A 20,651-nucleotide genomic window follows, 5' to 3' on the forward strand; every position below is an offset into this window, starting at 1 on the left:
AACTTTTTCAGCAACCCCTATTTAATACATCAACCATAACTTTTCAAACACCCTCTTACAGCAGATTGCAGATTAAAGAGGTAAAGGATCTAAATTCAAACCCAGACAGCAAGCCAGTTTTACTTCTGACTCCTGAATTCTGCTATATACTCTCAATCAATAAATGGACAATTAATTTTCTATGATAACTTGATAACTAAGGTGTTTCTAGAAATGTTTGCACTTTACCATCAGGATTAAGAACAACTCGAATTCTCAGATTTTGTCCAGATTGATTAGTAGAAACAAATGGTTTACCAATTTGGGGAAGACCACTAGTATCAATATATTCTCTAGCTGCTTGATTTAAAGGTAAAATTCTTTCAATTGTGCCATCAGCACCCAACATTAAACTATATTCTAAAGCTTGGGAAAGACCAGTTGGTGGTTGCCAGCGCTTATTCAGGTATTCTCTAGCTTCTGCAATTTGAGGTGTATCAAATAGAGTTTTATTATTAACTGGTGTAGATGAAGAACTTTTAGTTGCGGATCTTAATCTTCTGACTAAATTATCTTTTTTTTCTTGTGGAGATAGTTGGGGTGATTCCGCTTGTGCTTGTTGTAATTCGGTGTTAGATATTGCTGACTGAGTATCAGTATTATTGCTAATTAGGTTTTTGGGAATAGTGGTAATAGACTGATTATCTGTATAAATACTAGGTGAAGTGTTATTATTATTGGTTGGCAATTTTTGAGAGGTAGCGGCATTAATGGGATTTTCAGGTATAATCCTGGGAGAATTGCGTCTTGTTTGGGTAACACTACTAGTATCAATTTTTGGTACTATAGGTGGGAGGGAAAATTGGGGAGTAATAGGATAGGTGGAAGCATTAGGGGTGATAGCAGCAGCTTGGGGTGATGTGGGTGAAACAGAAAGAATGGGATTGGGAAAAGCTAATGAGGAGGATGGGGTACTCAAGTTAGCTAATGGTGGTGTTAGTGTTGATTGAGGTGTAGCTAAATTTACTGTAGATGAGGGCGGTAAATTATCTTTTGGGACTGAGGGACTAGTCTTTTGAGCAACTTGAGACCTATTTTGTTGAAAATTTGTAGCATATTGCCAGGTGAATGGAGTTAAACCTGCGGCTATGACTAAAATGGCTGCTATAGGGGCCCATCGGGGTAAAGAAGTGGGAGCAGCATCATAGCTGGGTGTGGGTAAGGCTAACATATCAGATGAGTATTCATCTAAAGCCGTTGCTAAATCAAATAATTGCAGTAAAGTCAATTCAATGACTTGTCCAGATGTTTGGTTAGCAAGATAACCCAGATGGAGTTCATGAGTTAAATTACTACTCGGTTCTAAATAAACTTTAGCAGAAGAAAATGGATTGGGAGCAGGTGATATAGTTGGATTAGGTAAAACAGATGTGGGAGTATCTTGTGCTTCCCGTTCTGATGGCGTTGGAGAATTATTTGTGTCCAATAAATTAATACTAAAATCTTCTGCGGATTGTTGCAGAAGTTCTTGAACATAAGTAGTAACGATATTACATAAAAATTGTAGTTGTTGCTGATCGCCTTGAATCATTATCTTACGGTCTTCTGATAGTCGGGGATCATCAAATTGGAGGCGAAATTGGAGATTTTTAATGATATTTTTATCTGCCCAATTGGAGAGGGGTGAGTTTTCCGCCCATATTTCTAGTGTGCAAGTGGGGGGAGTATAGCGACGAATAACAGAATTGGATAAAGACATAACAGAAATTGCAAAGAGGATGGGAAATTTTAGATTTTAGATTGTGAATGAAAATCGAAAATCGAAAATCGAAAATTATTTTGTGGAAATATCTATTAGCGCTAACCACAAGCGACGGTGGCCACCTGGGGCACTATAAAAGAGTAAATTTATTAACAGCTTGAGGGACAGACGGGTAAGTAAATCTGTTGAGGTTGTTTCTTCCTCTGCCATGCGTTCTTGGTAGGTGTTGCAAAAACCATCTATATAATCTCCCAACAAGGCAGTTTGGTGAGGTTGTTGGTTATTTGCGGTTAATTGTTCTAATAACCCTACAGCCCGGCGAATTAATTCTTGGTGTTGTTTGGCAAGATAGCAGATAATCAGAACTAGCGATCGCGCTTCTTCCACATCGAGCTTTTTCCTTCCTCCTTGGCCTTTACGCAGGGGGTTTGATTGCCGCAATCGCCATAGGGCTACCCGATCTGGTATTTTAGACTCTAAATTTAGACTTACTGCCGCCGATAACATGGCCTCTGAACCAATGCCAGTCAGGATTTCGAGAGCTAATAGCACCAAGTCCAGTTGAGTTTTGATATTTTCCCATTGAATAATATTGGCATCTGGGAGTGAACTTAAATCCTCCCACGGGGATTTTGTTATAGCTGGATTAGCGGTTGATTGCATAGCTTATACCATAGATGATGAAGCTCAAAGAAGCAGGGAGTAGGGGAGCAGGGGGGAAATATATTGTTCTTTTTCCTCCTGCCTTCTGCATCCTGCCTTCTGCCTCTTGCCTTTAAATATGAGCAATAGTGACTCCACTGCCGCCATCAGTTTGTTCTGCCGGTTCATAGTGGGTAACTCTGGGATGTTGTTTCAAAAAGGCATGGACACCTTGCTTTAGTTTACCAGTACCGTATCCATGAATGATCCAAACTGGGCCAGTAGCTTCAGAAATAGCTTTGTCTAAGATATATTCGGCATCAGCTACTCGTTTTCCGCGCAAATCTACAGTATTTTTAGAGGTGCGAATAGCTGGGACTGGAGGAGGTGCAACTACGGCTAGGGCTGGTTTCGATTTAATGGTTGGTTCTGGTTTTTGTCCATCTAGTGATTCTATATCTTGCAGTGGTATGGACATTTTCATAATCCCAAAACGCACAGTCAGATCACCGTCAGCATCAGCAATTGTGATAACTTCGGCTGTTTGTCCTAGTTTAGGAATTCGCACGCGATCGCCTATTTTGGGCATAAACCCAGGTTTGGGCTTAGGTGGGGATGCTGGCTGATATTTTTCGGCAATTTGATTGATGGCTGTGGTAGCTTTTTGGGCATCTTGGGCGTTAGGTGTGCCTTTTTGCAGACTGCGGATGACTTGGGCAATTTCGCCTTTAGCTTGGCTAATTGCTTGTTGAACTGCTATTTCTTGGGAAAGACGTAAATCTTTTTCTCTAGTTTCTAAAGCGGTGGCTTTGGCGGAAACTTCTTTATATAAACGTTCGGCTTGTCGTAGTAAATTTTGAGCTTGGGCGGCTTTTGTTTCCTGGTTACGGCGTTGGGCTTCTAAACCGGCAATGACTTGATTTACTTCGTCTGTGGCTTCTCCCACTTGGGTTTTTGCCTCTGCTACTACTTCGGGTTTTAAACCTAAACGCAACGCAATACTCAAAGCGTTAGAACGTCCAGGAATTCCCCATAACAGACGGTAAGTAGGGGAAAGAGTTGTTTCGTCAAATTCTACGGAAGCATTTTCAAAGCGGATATCTTCATATTTTAAAGCTTTGAGTTCGCCAAAGTGTGTACTCGCCATAGTTAGCTGGGTATGGTTGGCGAGATATTTGAGTAAGGCGATCGCCAATGCACTCCCCTCCGCCGGATCTGTCCCCGCCCCTACTTCATCCAGTAAAACTAGGGCTTGGTAATTGTTGACTGTTGATGGTTGTACGGGCGAACGGCCGTTCGCCCCTACTGCTTCCCTGCTCCCCTGCCCCTCTGCTCCCTCATCAATGGCTTCTAAAACTCGACTAATACGGCGAATATGCCCAGAAAAGGTAGATAAACTCTGTTGTAGGGATTGTTCATCGCCGATATCGGCTAAAACTTGGGCAAACCAAGGCATTTCTACCGGTTCACGGGCGGGAACAAACAAGCCCACTTTGGCCATGATGGCTGCTAATCCCAAGGTTTTTAAAGTGACAGTTTTTCCCCCTGTATTGGGTCCAGTAATTGTGACTACCCGAATTTGGGGACTGATCAATAAATCTACCGGGACAACGGGATTTCCTTGTTCGTGCTGCTGTTGCCAGACTAACAACGGATGACGCAGATTTCGCAAGGTAATAATTTCATTGTCTTCCCGATTGATAAAACGGGGAGGGTTAGCACCGATCCACAGACTATAACGGGCTTTGGCCACTGCTAAATCTAAGGTTGTGACAATGACTAATAACCTTTCTAAATCTGGTGTAACTGCGGTGACTTGTTCCGTTAATTGACGGCGAATGGCTTCGGTTTCGGTTTGTTCTTTTCTAATGACTTGACGCAATTGATTACCCATTGGCACGATACTGTTAGGCTCGATATAAAGGGTTGCGCCACTGGTGGAGGTATCATGAACAATACCAGGAATTGCGTCCTTTTGAGGGGCTTTAACAGGGATAACGTAGCGATCACCTCTTTGGGTAATTAACTGTTCTTGAACTGCGCCCGATTTGGCTTGGATGATATTTTGGAGTTTTTGGGTAATTTGGCTGCGAATGCGCCGCAATTCTACGCGAATTTCCCCCATTTTTTGACTAGCGCGATCAGTAACTTGACCGCGTTCATCAATACAACGGTGGATTTCCTGTTCTAATTCTGGGTAAGTTCGCAGTTGAGAGACTAAATCAGCTAAAACTGGAACATTTTCTTGATTATCAATAACACGACGTAAATTTCTTGTACCTGCTAGGGTAGTAGCGATTGCTAACAGTTCTTCCCCAGACAAAATACCCTGTAGTGCCGCCCTTTCTATGGAATCTCCGATATCTTGAATTCCTTCAAAGGATAATCCTGGATGTAAACGACTTTCCAGTTCGTAAACTTCTTTGGTTTGCGCTAATAACTCAACACTTGCCGCCTGATTTTCAGGAATGGGCAAGTTACGCGCAACTATAGCCCCTAACTTAGTTGCCGCAAAGGTGGAAAGGTGCTGGCACAGACGGGGCCACTCTAGTAGTTCTAAGGTTTCAGATTGAATCAAGGTTTCAATAACTAATCTGAAACTATGGTAACAATTTTAGTGACTGGTAGACTACATTTTCAGGGATGAGGGGGGAGCAGTAGGGGCGAACGGCCGTTCACCCGTACAACCATCAACAGTCAACCGTCAATAAGTTGTTAAACAGCGCCACTATTTTTATTAAACAAAATGGTTATGGTTTTAAAAATTAACTTTAAATCGTAAATTAAGCTCCAGTTTTGTTGATACTTTAGGTCTAAACGAATGACATCTTCAAAACTGCGGACTTTAGAACGTCCATTAACTTGCCATTCTCCAGTCATACCAGGTTTCACATCTAAACGTTGCCATTCTGGGACTTCATAACGTTCTACTTCTTCGGGTGTAGGTGGTCGAGTACCGACTAAACTCATTTCACCTTTGAGAACGTTCCAAAATTGAGGTAGTTCATCTAGACTGGTACGACGCAAGAAGTTTCCTACCTTAGTGATTCTGGGATCATTGTCATTTTTAAAGAAAGCACCTTGAGCTTGATTTTTAATTTGGGATTTTTTCGCTTCTGCATCTACACACATAGACCGGAATTTCCAAATCGAAAATCGCTTACCCATCCAACCACAGCGAGTTTGTTTAAAGAAAATCGGACCGGGATCATCAATTTGAATGGCGATCGCTATAGGCAAAAACAAAATAGATGTAATAACTAAACCAACCAATGAACCAACAATATCAATTACTCTTTTCATCCAAGATGCCACGGAAGAATGAGTTTCTGGTAGAGGATCTACTTTACGAGAATTATTTTTTCCTGTATCTTTAGGGTTATCTGTGGGTACGGAAGCTATCTCTGGACGAGACTCAATGGGAAACACTTGATCTAATCCCGTCAGATTTAAAACTGCCATGACTTGAGGTGTAACATTGAGTAGAGTAACTTTAATTCCTTTGTCTTGGGAATTTTTAAAGTTGCTCACCAGCGACCCTAAACCACTACTATCCATAAAAGTAGTATTTTGAAAATCAATAAAAATTTGTTTTGGTGGTGAATCACCTTGAATTAAGTCTTGGCAAGTTTGCTTAAAACTGACGGCCTCAATCACGGTCAATCTAACTGGTGCTTGCAGGGTTGCAGCATCTTCTAGGTAAGTCACTGAAAAGTCTATAGGTACTGGTTGGCTACTCATGAGGCTTTGCACTTTAGTTGCCATCTGTTAATCTAATTTGCTAAATGTTGTTTTGTCTTCAAAAACAATTAACCTTATTTTTAATCTGTATGATGAAGCACAAGTTGGGAGATTTTTTAATATTAGCGGGCATATCACCAATAAGGCTTCACAATAGAAGCATCTCACAAAAATTTTACTGTTGTGAATAGGTGAATCAACTTGTTACTGCTAATGATCATATGACTGCTAAAAATCAAGGTAACTCTACTGCACGTCTGATAGAAGTTTTTAGTGCTATTCAAGGCGAAGGTCTGAATGTCGGGACACGTCAGATTTTTATTCGCTTTGCGTTTTGCGATTTGCGTTGTTGGTTTTGCGATAGTGCTAATACATGGAATGCTCCGCCTAATTGTCGAATTGAGCGTTATCCTGGATTACGAGATTTTGAAGTGCATTCAAATCCCGTACCATTACCAATGCTATTAGGATGGGTTGCTAGACAAAATATCCCCTCTATCCACGATAGCATTAGCTTAACTGGTGGAGAGCCTTTGCTTCATGCACAGTTTTTGGCGGAATTTTTGCCAGCAGTACGATCGCTCACAAATTTACCAATTTATCTAGAAACTGGTGGACATCGCCCAGAGCAGTTAGAAATCGTTCTCCCATATCTAGACTCTGTAGGTATGGATTTAAAACTGCCCAGTGTGAGTGGTGAAAGTCATTGGACAGAACATACAAAATTTCTACAACTATGCTCTAACACTAAGTTAGAGGTATTTGTCAAAATTATTGTTTCCCAAAGCACAGTCCCAGAGGAATTGGAACAAGCAGCTTTATTAATTGCCCAGATCAATGATCAAATTCCGGTATTTTTACAACCTGTTACCCCGTTAACACCCGCTCAACAATTTAGTTCTGTGGCTATGGTAGCACCAACTCCAGAGCAAGTTTTAGCATGGCAAGTTCTCATGAAAGGATTTGTTAAATACGTACGTGTAATTCCCCAAACTCATAAAATGTTAAACCAAATGTAAATAGGAAAAAGTTTTGATCAAGAAAAAAGAGATTTATAAAGTTTTATAGTAGGTAACTGCTGACTGTTAACGGTTGATAGATAACAAATATAGAACTCATATTTGATTTTTGAAAAAAATTAGGTATTGTAGGGTATGGTTCGGCAAGCTCACCAACCACGTCAGATATTACAAATTTTTTTATCCATAGAATTCATGCAGTCTGACGCACCCTACGTATCTTTTTATAAATCAAATATTATTCCTATAATAGAAAATAGGTATTACCCAGAAATTACCAATTTATCTGATCAGATTAGAAATCTAAAATATCTAAAGATGCTTCTATTTCTAATTCTAAAATTCTCGTTTGTGTGTCTTTATATTCTGCTAACTTTCCTTGTTGCCAATATAATTGGGCTGCTTGATGAAAATCCTCAACTGCTCCCTGTTTGTCTACTATTTCTAACCGAGCATTGCCGCGATTATAATAAGCATCAACATAGTGAGAATTTATTTTAATTACCTGAGTATAGTCTGTAATTGCTTCTGCATATTTTCCTAAATCAGAGTAAGCATTACCTCGACAGTAATAAACATCTATATCATCAGAATTAATTTGTAATGCCTGACTATAATCAGCAATTGCTCCTACAGTATCTCCTAATTTAACTCGATAATTACCACGATTTTTATAGCCTATGGCATCATCAGGGACAATTTTAATTAATTCCTGTAATTGTTGCTCATGATCTAATAAATAATTAACCATTTGTTGATTATTGTGATTGGTAAGATAATCAGGATTAATCTGAATTGCCTGATGATAATCTTCTATTGCTCCTTGATGATCCCCAAGATGGGAACGCACATCAGCACGATTTTTATAATAAACAGCAATATCAGGATTAATTCTAATTCCTTGGTTATAATCTTCTAAAGCTATGTGATTATCACCTATTTGATGATATGCTAAACCTCTTTGATGGTAAGCATGGGCATAGTTAATATTAATATTTATTGCCTGATTATAATTAGTAATTGCGGTATGATAATCACCTAATTGATAATTAACTAGCCCCAGTTTATAATAGATTTCTGCATGATTATGATTAAATTGTAAAGCCTGATTATAACTATTAATTGCGGCTATATAATCCTTTTTAGATAAATATTCATCACCTAGAGTTAAATAAAAAATAGTTAAATCAGCAGGAGGAGATTGGCGTTTTATCAAGTGATTAGGTAATAACTTTGGTGTAGGAATCTTGGCAGTAATCTGAGATTGTTCTAAATAGGAAAATAACCCCCCAGCATATAATAATTGATTAATACCAAAGGATATTTTCCCGGTTTTGAGTTTTATCATGGAAGTAGGAAGAAAACCAGCTAAAAAAAGATGATATGCTGTTTGGGCTTCATTTACTTCTTCTTGAATTAAAATACAAACAATTACAGCATTTTTTTCGACTTCTTCTGCACTAACTGTCCATCTAGTTTGATCAATGCTACCGTGACGAGATTTAACTTCTACACCTATTAAAGAATTAGTGGTGAGAGTAAAATCACTTTTACCATCACCACCAAAACGTTTTTCATAATCAACTTCAGTAATAAAATTACCTAATCGTTCTTTAACGACTTCTTCACCTAATTTACCTTTAAGATTATTAATAAACACATCACGGACTGGGGAAGTGCGTTTATATTTTTCTGCCATTAACCAGCAAAATTCCCGTAATGTTTTTAATCTCTCACCAGAAATAATAGTTAATTCACTATGTTGACCTTCTATTTCACAGTGCAGTAGAGAACCGGATCTTAATCTTTTGAGAAAGTCAGACTGTAGCGATCGCAGGAGAGTAATCCAGTCCATTGAATAATATTGCTGCGGTCTTTGAATAAACGTGAAATGAGGAATAAATTTCTCGGTACAAACTTTGAGATAATTTGGTAGTGAGGATTTCGGTCTTCAAATCAGGAATAAATTCCTCACTATACACTTTGTTAGAATATCTGAAATTAATCAAAAATCCCAAATCTGATTACAGAATGACTATTAGACATCTGGTGGTAATTAAATGTCCATAACCACTAAACCCTTGTAGGGACAATTCATGAATTGTCCCTACGATAATTTTCACTCCTATGTCTATTGAGGATTTTTGGTTTCTTCTTTAAATTGGCGTAATTTTTTAATCAGTTTTTGATTAGAATCTGTAGACACATCAGAAATCTTATTACTTTGTGTCACTACAGGTGCAGGATTTAAACTGTTTACGGTTGGTGTTTCGGGGATATTTTTAGAAGTAGGAATTTGTGATGGCTGAACTTGGGGTGTAAACACTTTTTCCCCAGGTAATTTTTCTGAAGGTTGGATATTAGAGCTTACTCCATCAGAATTGTCACGATTTTGGAACTTGAGTTGGAAAGCATAAGAACTTGTACCATTCTTATCTGCTTGAGGTGGATTAGCACTAAAAAATTCCCGAACTTTTGATTGTAATTTAACAGATGCTGTTTCTTCTTGGAATTTAATATCTAAAACCTTACCATCCGAATCTACAACCAATCTACCTAAAACTGTTCCTACCATCTCAGGTGTTTCTGTGGAGATGGTTTCCCTAATTACTCCTTTTTCTGTAACATTGGGATATGCTTGGCGAATGTTTTCTCTAAGATTGTTGTATGCTTTGAGTCTAGCTAGTAACTGATCGTTTTTTTTGCCTGTTAATTCAGGCTGATTTGTATTAGCTTCTGGTAATTGTGGAGCTACAGCTAATTCTTCGCCATTGGTAGGAATTTTGACAACATTATTTTCTGATGTGATGGTTTGTGGTGGTGAAACACCTACTGATGCTGTGCTACCAATATCAATAGCTTCAGGGGAGGGATTTTTCAATGGTTCTCCCGATATTTTGTTATTGCCAGGAATTTGTGGCAGTCTATTAATTCCTAGTAATTGGGTTTCTCGAATTTTTTGATCTATATTATCCACAAATGGGGAATTTGCGGAAGTATATCTATTGCTGGCCGTCAATCTCGGCATTTCTTGAGATGGGTTTTGACGAATCAAGTTTTGGATTGATTGTCTGCTAGGTAGGGAGGAAAGATTATAGTTGTTGGGTGATGTGGGAATAACAGGTAATACTGGTTGACTATATAAGTCTGGTTGTGAAGGGGGATAGGCGGTTGATGGGCTACCTAAATTACCTAAATTAACACCTGGTAATGGTTGTTGTAGGGGTAGTTGGGGCTGTTGTAAAGCCACCTGGCTGGTGCTGGCTGGTTGGGGTAGTCGGCTTTGGTCTGCGGCGGTCAATTCCATCAGTCCAACTGCTTTTGGTGGTTCATTTTTGGAAGATTGACTGGAGTTAACTGGCATGAATGGCACAATCAAGGCAATAGCACCATGAATACCAAGGGAGGCGATCGCCGCTATTCCTGTGGGTTGGCTCAGGATTTCCGGTATATTTTTTAGGAGAGATACGTAAGACATAATGTGATACTTGACTCAGATAAGCGAAAGTTGAATAGAAATTTTTGGAACCAAGGAAGAATTTAGGAGTGATTTGAAGAATAAAGTCCGAAGTTAATATTCCACAGTATCATCTACTTAGGCAGGGGAATCATAAGGGTTACGCCAAAATGGACTAGATTTTAAAATTTGTGTCTTCTGAATTATTTTGTATGTTTACTACTGTTTTGTTACTTATGAGATTTATCTTTATTCTCATACATAATAACTTCCTGAGCGAATAAGTTCAACAGGAGGATTCAGGATATTTTACAGTGAGAGCAGGGAAGAAATTTCTTTCTTGAACCACTGATAGCGTTCACGTAGTGTGCCGAAGGCATAGCATGGCGTTAGCTATACTACTGAACTCCTGCCTAAAGATGACGAATAACTTCTGCAACAGACCAGGCTTGGGCGATCGCTCCTTTGGGTAGATGGGGTGCATCACCATCAAAAATTTCGGAAATTGAACCTAGACAGGCACTATAGAGAAAGTGTTCTATTAATGGTTGCCAGTCAAAGGGTAATGGTTTTTCTGGGTAGAAACGTTGCCAAGCGCGGATATAGGGACCAATGAGCCAAGCCCAAACTGTACCTTGATGATAGGCGCGATCGCGTTTTTCGGGACTGCCTTGATATGTGCCAATATATTGGGGATCTCTGGGATCAAGAGTACGTAAGCCATAGGGTGTCAATAGTCTATCCGTGGCTAAGTTGACAATTTGTTGTCCTTGGTACAGGGAAAAAGCACAATGATGGAGTGATAGAGCTAATATTGCATTGGGGCGAATTTGGGAATTATGGCAATCATCTGGTTCAATGGTGTCATATAAATAACCTAGCTGGGGATGCCAGAATTTTTGTAATGAGGCTTTTACCTGTTGCGCTTGTGTTGCATAACGTTGTCCCTGTTTGGATAAACGCACAGTATCACCCACATCTAACTGACTCAGTTTTTCTGCCCATTTACTTAACCAACACAATGCTGAATACCATAAAGCATTAATTTCTACTGGTTTTCCCCGCCGAGGTGTGACAGGTAAGCCATCTACTACAGCGTCCATCCAAGTTAAGGCTACACCGTGAGTATCCCAACTTACTAACCCATCCGTAGCATCAACTTGGATATTGTAGCGAGTACCACTAACAAAAGCTTTATGAATTTGCTGGATGATGGGAAATTCTGCGGCTAAAAATTGCCAATCTTGGGTTGCTTCTAAATAAAGTCCTAAAGTTTCAATCCACCAAAGGGTAGCATCAATACTATTATAAAAAGGCTCGCCATTAATATCAGGAAAAGCATTAGGAATAAGTCCATGACGACAATAAAGCCCAAAGGTTTTTAAAAGTCCTTTTGCGAGATCAAATCGTTGGGGAATAAGAGCTAAACCCGGTAAAGCAATTAAAGTATCTCTACCCCAGTCATTAAACCAATGATAGCCAGCAATAATGGTCGGTCCAGCAATGGAAGCACGGTAGACAATAAACTGATCACCTGCTTTGAGAAGTTGCTGTTTAATAGGTGAAAGGTTAACAGATGATTGTCCTATTTTTTGACTCTGGTTAAAAATATGGTTGAGTCGTGTTTCTTCTGCTGCTAATGCTTCAGCAAAGCTTAGAGATGAGAGTATGGTTTCTTGAGAGTTGGATAAACCTACTTCTGCTTCTAAGGTGACTGTATCTTCTGGTTGGAGATGAACTGTTAAATATCCAGGACTATAAAGGTCTTCTTGATCTCCTAATCCTCGCTTTGTTTCTTCTGGTAAAATATAATTCCAGTACCAAAGTCCATCCGGCTGATATTCTCCTTTTGTCCAGCGCAGATGCCAAGATGTGCCAAATTGATTACCTTTAATTGCTTGGAGGCAAACTAGTTGTTTTCCTAATACTTGAGAAAAATGTAATTGTTGAGACTGGGTTTGTTGGTGGTGAAAATCCCGATCTCCAATTAATAATCGCAGTTTTAAACCTGCTGATTCTTGTCCCTGATAGGAATAGTGAATTAATAGCTTTTGCTCTAAATATGGGGATAATTCAGATTCTTTTTCTACATATCCATAGGGCATTATTAACTGTCTGGTTAATTGCCAATTTTCGCCCTTCCAAGTCCATCTAGGAATGGGGTAAAGTTCAAAACCAGATAGGAGTTGATAGCCTTGGGGATCAACTTTACCACTACTCCAAATATTTGTTCCTAGAGCAATGACTGTACCATTAATTTCTAAACTTGCTTCTAAGTGAGAAAGCAGGAGTTTTCTTTCTGAGGGCGGGTTTGTAGCTGCAAACAGCCAACCATGATAGGTGCGGGTGCGGACATCAGCAACAGTACCACTGGCAAAACTACCCAAGCCATTAGTCAGCAACCATTCTGATAAATTCACGCCCGCTAATTCCTAAAACTAAAATATTAATAAGTTAATACTCTACTGAATGACTTATAGATTATAGCAGAAGTCTCTCGATTTTGGATTGCCTCCTCCCTGAAGTGTAGAAGCTTGAAAATTTTGGATTTTGGATTTATTAATGCTATACTCATTAGAAAAGATTATATAATGCAGATCGTGTGTATAGGAGAATTAGGTTAATGACAATTATCTATGGAACAGAAAAATGGTTGCGGGTTGGTCAACAAGCTCCTGATTTTACAGCAACAGCAGTAGTGGATCAAGAGTTTAAACCAATTAAATTGTCTAATTATCGCGGTAAATATGTGGTCATGTTTTTTTACCCTTTAGATTTTACCTTTGTTTGTCCTACGGAAGTGACTGCATTTAGCGATCGCTATGAGGAATTCAAAACCTTGAATACGGAGGTTTTTGGTATTTCTGTTGATAGTGAATTTTCTCATCTTGCTTGGATTCAAACAGATCGTAAATCTGGTGGAGTTGGTGACTTGAATTATCCCCTAATCTCTGACATCAAAAAAGAAATTAGTGCGGATTATAATGTCTTAGATATTTCCGCCGGCGTTGCTTTACGTGGTTTATTTATTATTGATAAAGACGGCATTCTTCAACACTCTACAATTAACAATCTTGGCTTTGGTCGTAGTGTTGATGAAACCCTGCGTACATTACAAGCAATTCAATATGTTCAGTCTCATACCGATGAAGTTTGTCCTGCGGACTGGCAACCTGGTGACAAAACTCTGAATACTGATCCTGTGAAATCAAAAATTTATTTTTCTGCTCTGGAATAATTTAATTCTCAATCCCTCACTCGATCATAGATTCATCAGAGATATTTCCGAATGTCTTTCTTAACTTTGATTTTTTGTATATTCCTTGATTGAATTTTTATGCTCACGTCTACTGATTTTACTGGCTTACTTAATGAGCGATTTTTCCATAATTTTTTACCCATTCCCGCTTTAGATAATTTACGTTTAGGTGTAGGTACACCAGATTTTAAATTATCTGATATTACTAATAATAGGGTAGTTAAATTATCTGATTATCGAGGGAAACAACCCGTGTTAGTGGCTTTTACCAGGATTTTTACTGAAAAACAATATTGTCCATTTTGTTATCCTCATATTAAAGCTTTAAATGAGAACTATGAAGAGTTTAAAAATCGCGGTATTGAAGTTTTATTAATTACTAGCACTGACAAGAAGCAAAGTCAAATCATCGTTCAGGATTTGGGTTTAAAAATGCCATTGTTAACAGATTCTAGCTGTCATACATTTCGTAATTATAAAACTGGACAAGCATTAGGAGCGCCTTTACCAGCACAATTTGTATTAGATAAAGACGGAAAGTTACTGTACAGACATTTGTTTTCTTTTTTAGACCATAATGCCAAGATAGAAACACTTCTAGAACAGTTTAATGTGGCAAAAGCCAATGTGACCGAGTTTTAAAAAAATAGGACTTACGCACTGTACAAATTCACCATGATGTATATAAACGAAAATTCGTAGTTTCAGGCTTTTGGTGATTAACTTCTGCTCAATAGCGATAGCGAAGTGCTGCTGCAAGCAGTTCGCTAAGAAATCATCGAAAACCCGGGATTAAATCCATCAAAGTCATACCCCCTATTTGGTATTTCCTGTCAATGCGTAAGTCCTAATCTAGTTAATACTTAAATTAAAAAGTAGTTAAATGTATCCAAATAGGCATTACAGAGATAGTAAAAATATGATCCGAGCAAAATATTACTGAAATTAGTATAAAATCCTTCCCTTTTAGTACGGTTATCCTGATAGAAATAAATCTGGATGACTGACTACTGAAAACCCATAAAAGTTATAGTTATACAACAGCATTAACAACAGTCAGATTCTTAGAACCCACCTGAAGTGGGAAAATCAAATCATGGCAACAGAAGACATAGAGAGGAAAAGCTGATAATATGCACTTGAGTGAAATCACCCATCCTAACCAGTTGCATGGTTTATCAATTCGGCAGTTAGAACAAATTGCCCGTCAAATTCGAGAAAAGCACCTACAAACCGTAGCAGCCAGTGGAGGACATTTAGGACCTGGTTTGGGAGTTGTGGAATTAACACTAGGACTTTACCAAACCCTGGATTTAGATCGGGATAAGGTGATCTGGGATGTTGGACATCAAGCCTATCCTCACAAATTAATTACCGGACGCTACGCTGATTTTCACACCCTGCGGCAAAAAGACGGCGTTGCAGGTTATCTCAAACGCTGCGAAAACAAATTTGATCATTTTGGTGCAGGACACGCTTCTACAAGTATTTCCGCCGCCCTGGGGATGGCTTTAGCCCGCGACTCAAAAGGGGAAAAATTTAAAGCTGTTGCTGTCATTGGCGATGGGGCTTTAACTGGCGGTATGGCCTTAGAAGCCATTAACCACGCTGGACATCTACCCAAAACTAATCTCCTCGTTGTTCTCAATGATAACGAGATGTCAATTTCTCCCAACGTGGGCGCAATTCCTCGTTATCTCAATAAAATGCGTCTCAGTCCACCTGTGCAGTTTCTCTCCGATGGCATTGAAGAACAGCTAAAACATATTCCTTTTGTGGGTGATGAACTAGAACGCATCAAAGAAGGGATGAAACGGTTAGCGGTTTCTAAAGTCGGTGCAGTTTTTGAAGAATTGGGCTTTACCTACATGGGGCCAGTTGATGGACATAACTTAGAAGAGTTAATTACCACCTTCCAACAAGCACATAAAATTACTGGGCCAGTATTAGTTCACGTAGTCACAACCAAGGGTAAAGGCTATGAACTAGCAGAAAAAGACCAAGTAGGCTACCATGCCCAAAACCCCTTTAATTTAGCCACTGGTAAAGCAATTCCTTCTAGTAAACCTAAACCTCCTGCTTACGCTAAGGTCTTTTCTCATACCTTGGTAAAACTGGCTGAACAAAATCCTCAAATTATCGGTATCACAGCCGCAATGGCTACTGGTACTGGCTTAGATAAACTACAAGCAAAACTCCCCAATCAGTATGTTGATGTGGGAATAGCAGAACAACACGCCGTCACACTAGCCGCAGGTTTAGCTTGTGAAGGTATGCGCCCTGTGGCTGCCATCTATTCCACTTTCTTACAACGTGCTTACGACCAAATTATTCACGATGTTTGCATTCAAAATCTGCCTGTATTCTTCTGTTTAGATCGGGCGGGTATTGTGGGGGCTGATGGCCCAACTCACCAAGGGATGTATGATATTGCTTATCTGCGTTGTATTCCCAATATGGTGGTGATGGCTCCCAAGGATGAAGCCGAATTACAACGGATGGTGGTAACGGGAATTAATTACACAGATAGCCCGATTTCTATGCGTTTCCCCCGTGGTAATGGTCACGGTGTCCCCTTAATGGAGGAAGGTTGGGAATCTCTGGAAATTGGTAAGGGGGAAATTCTCCGTCAAGGGGATGATGTCTTACTTCTGGGCTATGGTACTATGGTTTATCCAGCTATGCAAGCGGCGGAAATTCTCAGCGAACATGGCATTGAAGCCACTGTCATTAATGCCCGTTTTGTTAAACCTTTGGATACTGAGTTAATTTTACCTTTGGCTAAACAAATCGGCCGGGTTGTGACTTTGGAAGAAGGTTGTTTAATGGGTGGTTTCGGTTCTGCTGTGGCTGAAGCTTTAATGGATGCTGATATTTTAGTGCCGGTGAAACGGATTGGTGTACCTGATATTTTGGTAGATCATGCCACACCTGAGCAATCTTTTGCCGCGTTAGGTTTGAGTAGTCCTCAAATTGCCGAAACTGTTTTACAAGCTTTCTTTAAGAAACAGGCTGCTGCTGTGGTGTAGTTGTTTTTTGTCTGATAGCGTAGCCATATCAGGATTTACAGGATTTAAGGATTGCCAGGATTTAATTATTTTGTATGTATTTCTTGATCCTGTTTATCTTTTCCTCAAATCATCATCTAATTTGGCAAAAACCACTATTTATTATTGGTAGTGTCATTATGGGAAGTTTAATGGGTGCGCTGGCTATTTCTAGTATTAATCGCCCACAAACTATAAGTTCTCTAGCGATTCTAACCGCGCTTTGATTAGGTCTATTTGCAAATAAACATAATCTCTGAGAACTGGTATTTTCTCTAAATGAGATTCTAATTTTTGCTGTTTTTCTTGAGAATGATATAACTGCACTTTTAAATTATCCAATTCTTGAGACATTTCGACCATGTAAGATTCTAAACTTTTTCGGAGTTCATGAGAGCGATTTAACTCTAATCTTAAAGCATCTAATTCTTGATTAATTTTCACTATTTCTAAATTAGAATTTGCTTGATCATCTTTAATTTCTTGTATATTAATGATTTGAGATTCTTCAAACTGCAAATTCAAACCATTTAATTTTTTATTAATTTTGAGTATTTCTAAATTGGTATTTGCTTGAGTATCTTTAATTTCTGGTATGTTAATGATTTGGGATGCCAAATTTATGCGTTCTTGTTGAAATTGCTCTAACTGCGATGTTAAATCATCTAATTTTTGGTAGATTTTTTGAATTTCTACAGGATGATCCTCTTTAGATTCTTGAAAATCAGGAACTTCAAATTTAAACTGTGAAAAATGATCACTAAATTCTAAAATACCTTTTTCTTCTAGTTTCCATTCTTTTCCATTAGGTAAACTTGATAATTTCGCAGGTTTAGTTAACATAAAATGGGTATCTAATGAAGCAGTTTCACCATGAAAATCAAATAATTTTGCTACTGTTTTTAGTTTATGAATATGTAATTTAATAATGATACTGGGTATGAGAAAGATATTGTTTTGATTAGATACAATTATCCAATATTTACCATTTTTGTCATTTTCTAAAAATATTGGCTCATTGTTTCTATCTTCTCGATAACTTTTAGCTGTTAATTCGGCAATAATCGAATTTTTTAATAAAACCTTGGGAACGTCATTATAAACCTGTACTAATTCAGATTCAGATATATTCAGAGGGGTGATTTGTTCTGTTTGTAAATTCCCAGTAACGATAACTGAACCATTTTGAACCCGTTCAGTTAGTGTGGATAGGTAAGTTTCTATGTTAGTTATTCTCGGTGCAAAATGTTGATAACACAGTTGTTTTAATTCTTCAACTTTACGGAAAAGATTATCAAAATTAGTCATTAATATTCCCATCCTTAGCTATAATTTTGATTTATTTTATATAACTCTATTCAAATTCAATAATTCCCCGTTCAGTTACTTGCCATGTTTGTGAACTACCTATCATAACTACTTTAGCAGGTTTGATTAATTTAAACTTATCAGTTGCTTGACTTCCCTGACATTTAAACATACATTCAAAAAATGCTGCTATTGTATGATAGTTATGTTCATTAATTTTCATTCCTCCTTTGGGAAAAAGATATTCATTGCTACCTTCTGATAAAATCCAATAATTGCCTCTATTATTAGATTCTAAAATAGATCGAACACTACGACCAAGGCGACGCTGTTCTGCGGTATACTCACTCTCTGAAACGGTAGTTGCGCTTTGGGAAAGAGAACGAGAATTAAGATTATATGCTGATAATAAATTACTATCAGAATTAGATATATTACTTTGAGAATATAAGTTACTCTTAACTGGTTGATGAATATAACCAACTTGCCTATTTTGGTTAAGAGGTTGATTTGTGCCAGTATTTGTATATGTAGATAAATAAGTTTGATTAGTTGGATTTTGATAACGGTTTTCTATTTCTTTAATTTTTTGGTCTAATCTATTTAAACTTTTATAAATTTCATTGAGTTCAATTTGGAAATTATCAATATCTACGAAGTGCATTTTATTATTATTTTGCACTGCTTTTTTATTAGGTGTATTCACAAATATATAAAATTTATAACCATAAATTCCCATGCCAACCAGAATGATAAATAGTAAAATATAAACAACGGCTGATATTTTTCTAATATCATTTTTGAGTTCTAAAATTTGAGATTCTAATTCTTTACTTTTATCATTATTTTTAGCAGGTGCTAAATTATTTTGAGGGCTTGCAATATTTATTTTTTCTAGTTTAATCTGACTAACTTTTTTTTCTAAAGCATTAAGATTTTGATTAAGAAATTTTTCTATTTCTTGCTGTGTAGTTTCTCCAAACTTACCATAAGATTTTTTAGATATACCTTCTCTAACAAAAAAGTCTAATTTTTTTTGAACCTGACTTACACCATCTGGTTGCAGTCCATCTTTTAATGGTGCAATAGTTGTATTGATTTCTTCTAGTATGAGAATATTTTTTTTAACCGTCTCTGTTTGTTGAACAGTTGACAGTTCTTTTTTTAATTTCTCAATTTTTAAAATTACATCTTGAGAATTAACTTCGTTCTGTTGACTAGGATTATTTACTGCTAAGGGAAGTTTTGAGTTAAATAATTTTATAGAATCTTTTAATTCATTAAAAGCATTAATCAATTTTGCATTTTGATTGTTTTTATCAGACTGCTGTATTATTTCTTGACCATTACTATTTTCTTTGCTACTATTGGCATTAGTACCCATAGCAATTTGTTCTATTCCTAAAAGAAAGCTAATTGATAAAATTAGTGGTGCAATGTTTTTAAAATTAATGTATCTTTTCATTATTTACCTCTCATGATTACAAAAATTCTATAATACCTCTTTCTTCAAGCTGCCATATTTCTTGATTATTTAAAGAATTAACTTTGCCGGGTTTTATTAGTATGAAATTACCTGAGAAAGATTGATTATATTTTCTACATTCAAATAATGTTGATAAAGTTTCATAGCTATATGTATCAAACCTTTTACGTCTCGGCACTAAATATTTTTGATTAATTACCCAATAATCACCTCTAACTTTAACCTCAAAAATTGGTAATGATTGGGAACTATCCCTACGTTGTGATTTACTCTCTGCTGTTTCTGAAACTTCTATTTTGTAATCAAAATCTTTTAGTTGATTATAGTCTTTGACTAAGTGAAGTGCCTCTGGATTATCATTACAGGGACTAATTTCTGCATTTAATAGGCCATTATTGTCTGTAAATTCCTCTTCAGTGCTTATATAATAATTTCCAGCTTCTGCATTAGGAATGGTTTGAAAATTGTCTCCATTATTTTTATTTTGTATTTCAGGTGAAGTAATAATAGTATCAGAATACGGAGGATGGACAATAACATTTAATTTGTCATTTGATAATCGCTCATTTATTTGTTTTATAGATGTAGACAAATCTTTGATTAAATTTAGCTGTGCTTCTTCCGTAGAACATAAATTTTGCAAATACTTTTCTATTAATGAAGAATTAGCAAGACTTACATTCTGATTTTTATACTTATCTAGCTGTTGTTGTAGTGTTTGCAGTTCCAAATGTTTACGCTTGTACTCATCGAATATTTTTTTTGCCGATATGAACATTTGTTGTTCTCTTTTTAGAACTTCTGATGATTCTGGCAAATTAGATGGATATTTAGTGATAGGCCAACTGCAATTTGAACAAACTTCTGTATGTTCTTTGATTTCATAACCACATAGCTGACATTTTTGGTCTCCCATTTCATATCTCCAAATTATTTATGACTGATGTATTT

14 protein-coding genes are annotated in these 20,651 nt (G+C 37.4%); 4 read left to right on the forward strand and 10 right to left on the reverse strand.

The features are described 5' to 3' along the window. Positions 1-196 precede the first annotated feature (196 nt). The 4 genes from CUN59_RS12900 to CUN59_RS12915 all read right to left on the reverse strand — a co-directional run bounded on the left by CUN59_RS12900 (position 197) and on the right by CUN59_RS12915 (position 6,148). Positions 197-1,738: a DUF4335 domain-containing protein gene (locus tag CUN59_RS12900; RefSeq protein ID WP_104388229.1), complete on the reverse strand. Its 1,542-nt coding sequence runs from the start codon at positions 1,736-1,738 to the stop codon at positions 197-199. Positions 1,739-1,813: 75 nt separating this feature from the next. Then, on the reverse strand, positions 1,814-2,404 hold the full coding sequence (locus tag CUN59_RS12905) for a DUF3038 domain-containing protein (protein WP_104388230.1): 591 nt from the start codon (positions 2,402-2,404) through the stop codon (positions 1,814-1,816). Between the two features lie 112 nt (positions 2,405-2,516). Next, positions 2,517-4,961 carry an endonuclease MutS2 gene (locus CUN59_RS12910; RefSeq protein ID WP_104388231.1) on the reverse strand — a complete coding sequence of 815 codons (2,445 nt, stop codon included), beginning with the start codon at positions 4,959-4,961 and terminating at the stop codon, positions 2,517-2,519. 137 nt (positions 4,962-5,098) lie between these two features. Next, the gene (locus CUN59_RS12915; RefSeq protein WP_104388232.1) at positions 5,099-6,148 is read right to left on the reverse strand and encodes an exopolysaccharide biosynthesis polyprenyl glycosylphosphotransferase; all 1,050 of its coding nucleotides are present in this window, start codon (positions 6,146-6,148) and stop codon (positions 5,099-5,101) included. Between the two features lie 197 nt (positions 6,149-6,345). On the opposite strand from CUN59_RS12915, the gene CUN59_RS12920 reads away from it, so the two are divergent. After that, the gene (locus CUN59_RS12920; protein WP_104388257.1) at positions 6,346-7,143 is read left to right on the forward strand and encodes a 7-carboxy-7-deazaguanine synthase QueE; all 798 of its coding nucleotides are present in this window, start codon (positions 6,346-6,348) and stop codon (positions 7,141-7,143) included. A gap of 295 nt (positions 7,144-7,438) precedes the next feature. Here CUN59_RS12920 and CUN59_RS12925 read toward each other — a convergent pair whose 3' ends face one another. From CUN59_RS12925 to CUN59_RS12935, 3 genes are all read right to left on the reverse strand, one after another. Continuing rightward, positions 7,439-8,998, reverse strand: a complete 1,560-nt coding sequence (locus CUN59_RS12925; RefSeq protein ID WP_104388233.1) for a tetratricopeptide repeat protein — start codon at positions 8,996-8,998, stop codon at positions 7,439-7,441. Between the two features lie 276 nt (positions 8,999-9,274). Next, complete coding sequence (locus CUN59_RS12930; RefSeq protein ID WP_104388234.1) at positions 9,275-10,621, reverse strand: hypothetical protein; 1,347 nt, start codon at positions 10,619-10,621, stop codon at positions 9,275-9,277. A gap of 392 nt (positions 10,622-11,013) precedes the next feature. Continuing rightward, positions 11,014-13,020, reverse strand: coding sequence for an amylo-alpha-1,6-glucosidase (locus CUN59_RS12935; RefSeq protein ID WP_104388235.1), 2,007 nt, complete (start codon positions 13,018-13,020; stop codon positions 11,014-11,016). Positions 13,021-13,223: 203 nt separating this feature from the next. Here CUN59_RS12935 and CUN59_RS12940 point away from each other — a divergent pair, with 203 nt between their 5' ends. From CUN59_RS12940 to dxs, 3 genes are all read left to right on the forward strand, one after another. Next, positions 13,224-13,838, forward strand: a complete 615-nt coding sequence (locus CUN59_RS12940; protein WP_104388236.1) for a peroxiredoxin — start codon at positions 13,224-13,226, stop codon at positions 13,836-13,838. Positions 13,839-13,937: 99 nt separating this feature from the next. Beyond that, on the forward strand, positions 13,938-14,501 hold the full coding sequence (locus tag CUN59_RS12945; RefSeq protein WP_104388237.1) for a peroxiredoxin family protein: 564 nt from the start codon (positions 13,938-13,940) through the stop codon (positions 14,499-14,501). Between the two features lie 491 nt (positions 14,502-14,992). Beyond that, positions 14,993-16,888 carry a 1-deoxy-D-xylulose-5-phosphate synthase gene (gene dxs, locus CUN59_RS12950; RefSeq protein WP_104388238.1) on the forward strand — a complete coding sequence of 632 codons (1,896 nt, stop codon included), beginning with the start codon at positions 14,993-14,995 and terminating at the stop codon, positions 16,886-16,888. Positions 16,889-17,098: 210 nt separating this feature from the next. Here the strand turns inward: dxs and CUN59_RS12955 are convergent, their stop codons facing one another. The 3 genes from CUN59_RS12955 to CUN59_RS12965 are packed head-to-tail and all read right to left on the reverse strand — an operon-like array spanning position 17,099 to position 20,616. Next, positions 17,099-18,214, reverse strand: a complete 1,116-nt coding sequence (locus CUN59_RS12955) for a hypothetical protein (RefSeq protein WP_104388239.1) — start codon at positions 18,212-18,214, stop codon at positions 17,099-17,101. Positions 18,215-18,260: 46 nt separating this feature from the next. Continuing rightward, positions 18,261-19,679, reverse strand: a complete 1,419-nt coding sequence (locus CUN59_RS12960) for a hypothetical protein (RefSeq protein ID WP_104388240.1) — start codon at positions 19,677-19,679, stop codon at positions 18,261-18,263. A 16-nt stretch (positions 19,680-19,695) separates the two neighbouring features. Continuing rightward, positions 19,696-20,616, reverse strand: coding sequence for a hypothetical protein (locus CUN59_RS12965; RefSeq protein WP_104388241.1), 921 nt, complete (start codon positions 20,614-20,616; stop codon positions 19,696-19,698). Positions 20,617-20,651: the final 35 nt, after the last annotated feature.

Origin of the sequence: Cuspidothrix issatschenkoi CHARLIE-1, assembly GCF_002934005.1 — a bacterium.
GTDB lineage: Bacteria > Cyanobacteriota > Cyanobacteriia > Cyanobacteriales > Nostocaceae > Cuspidothrix > Cuspidothrix issatschenkoi.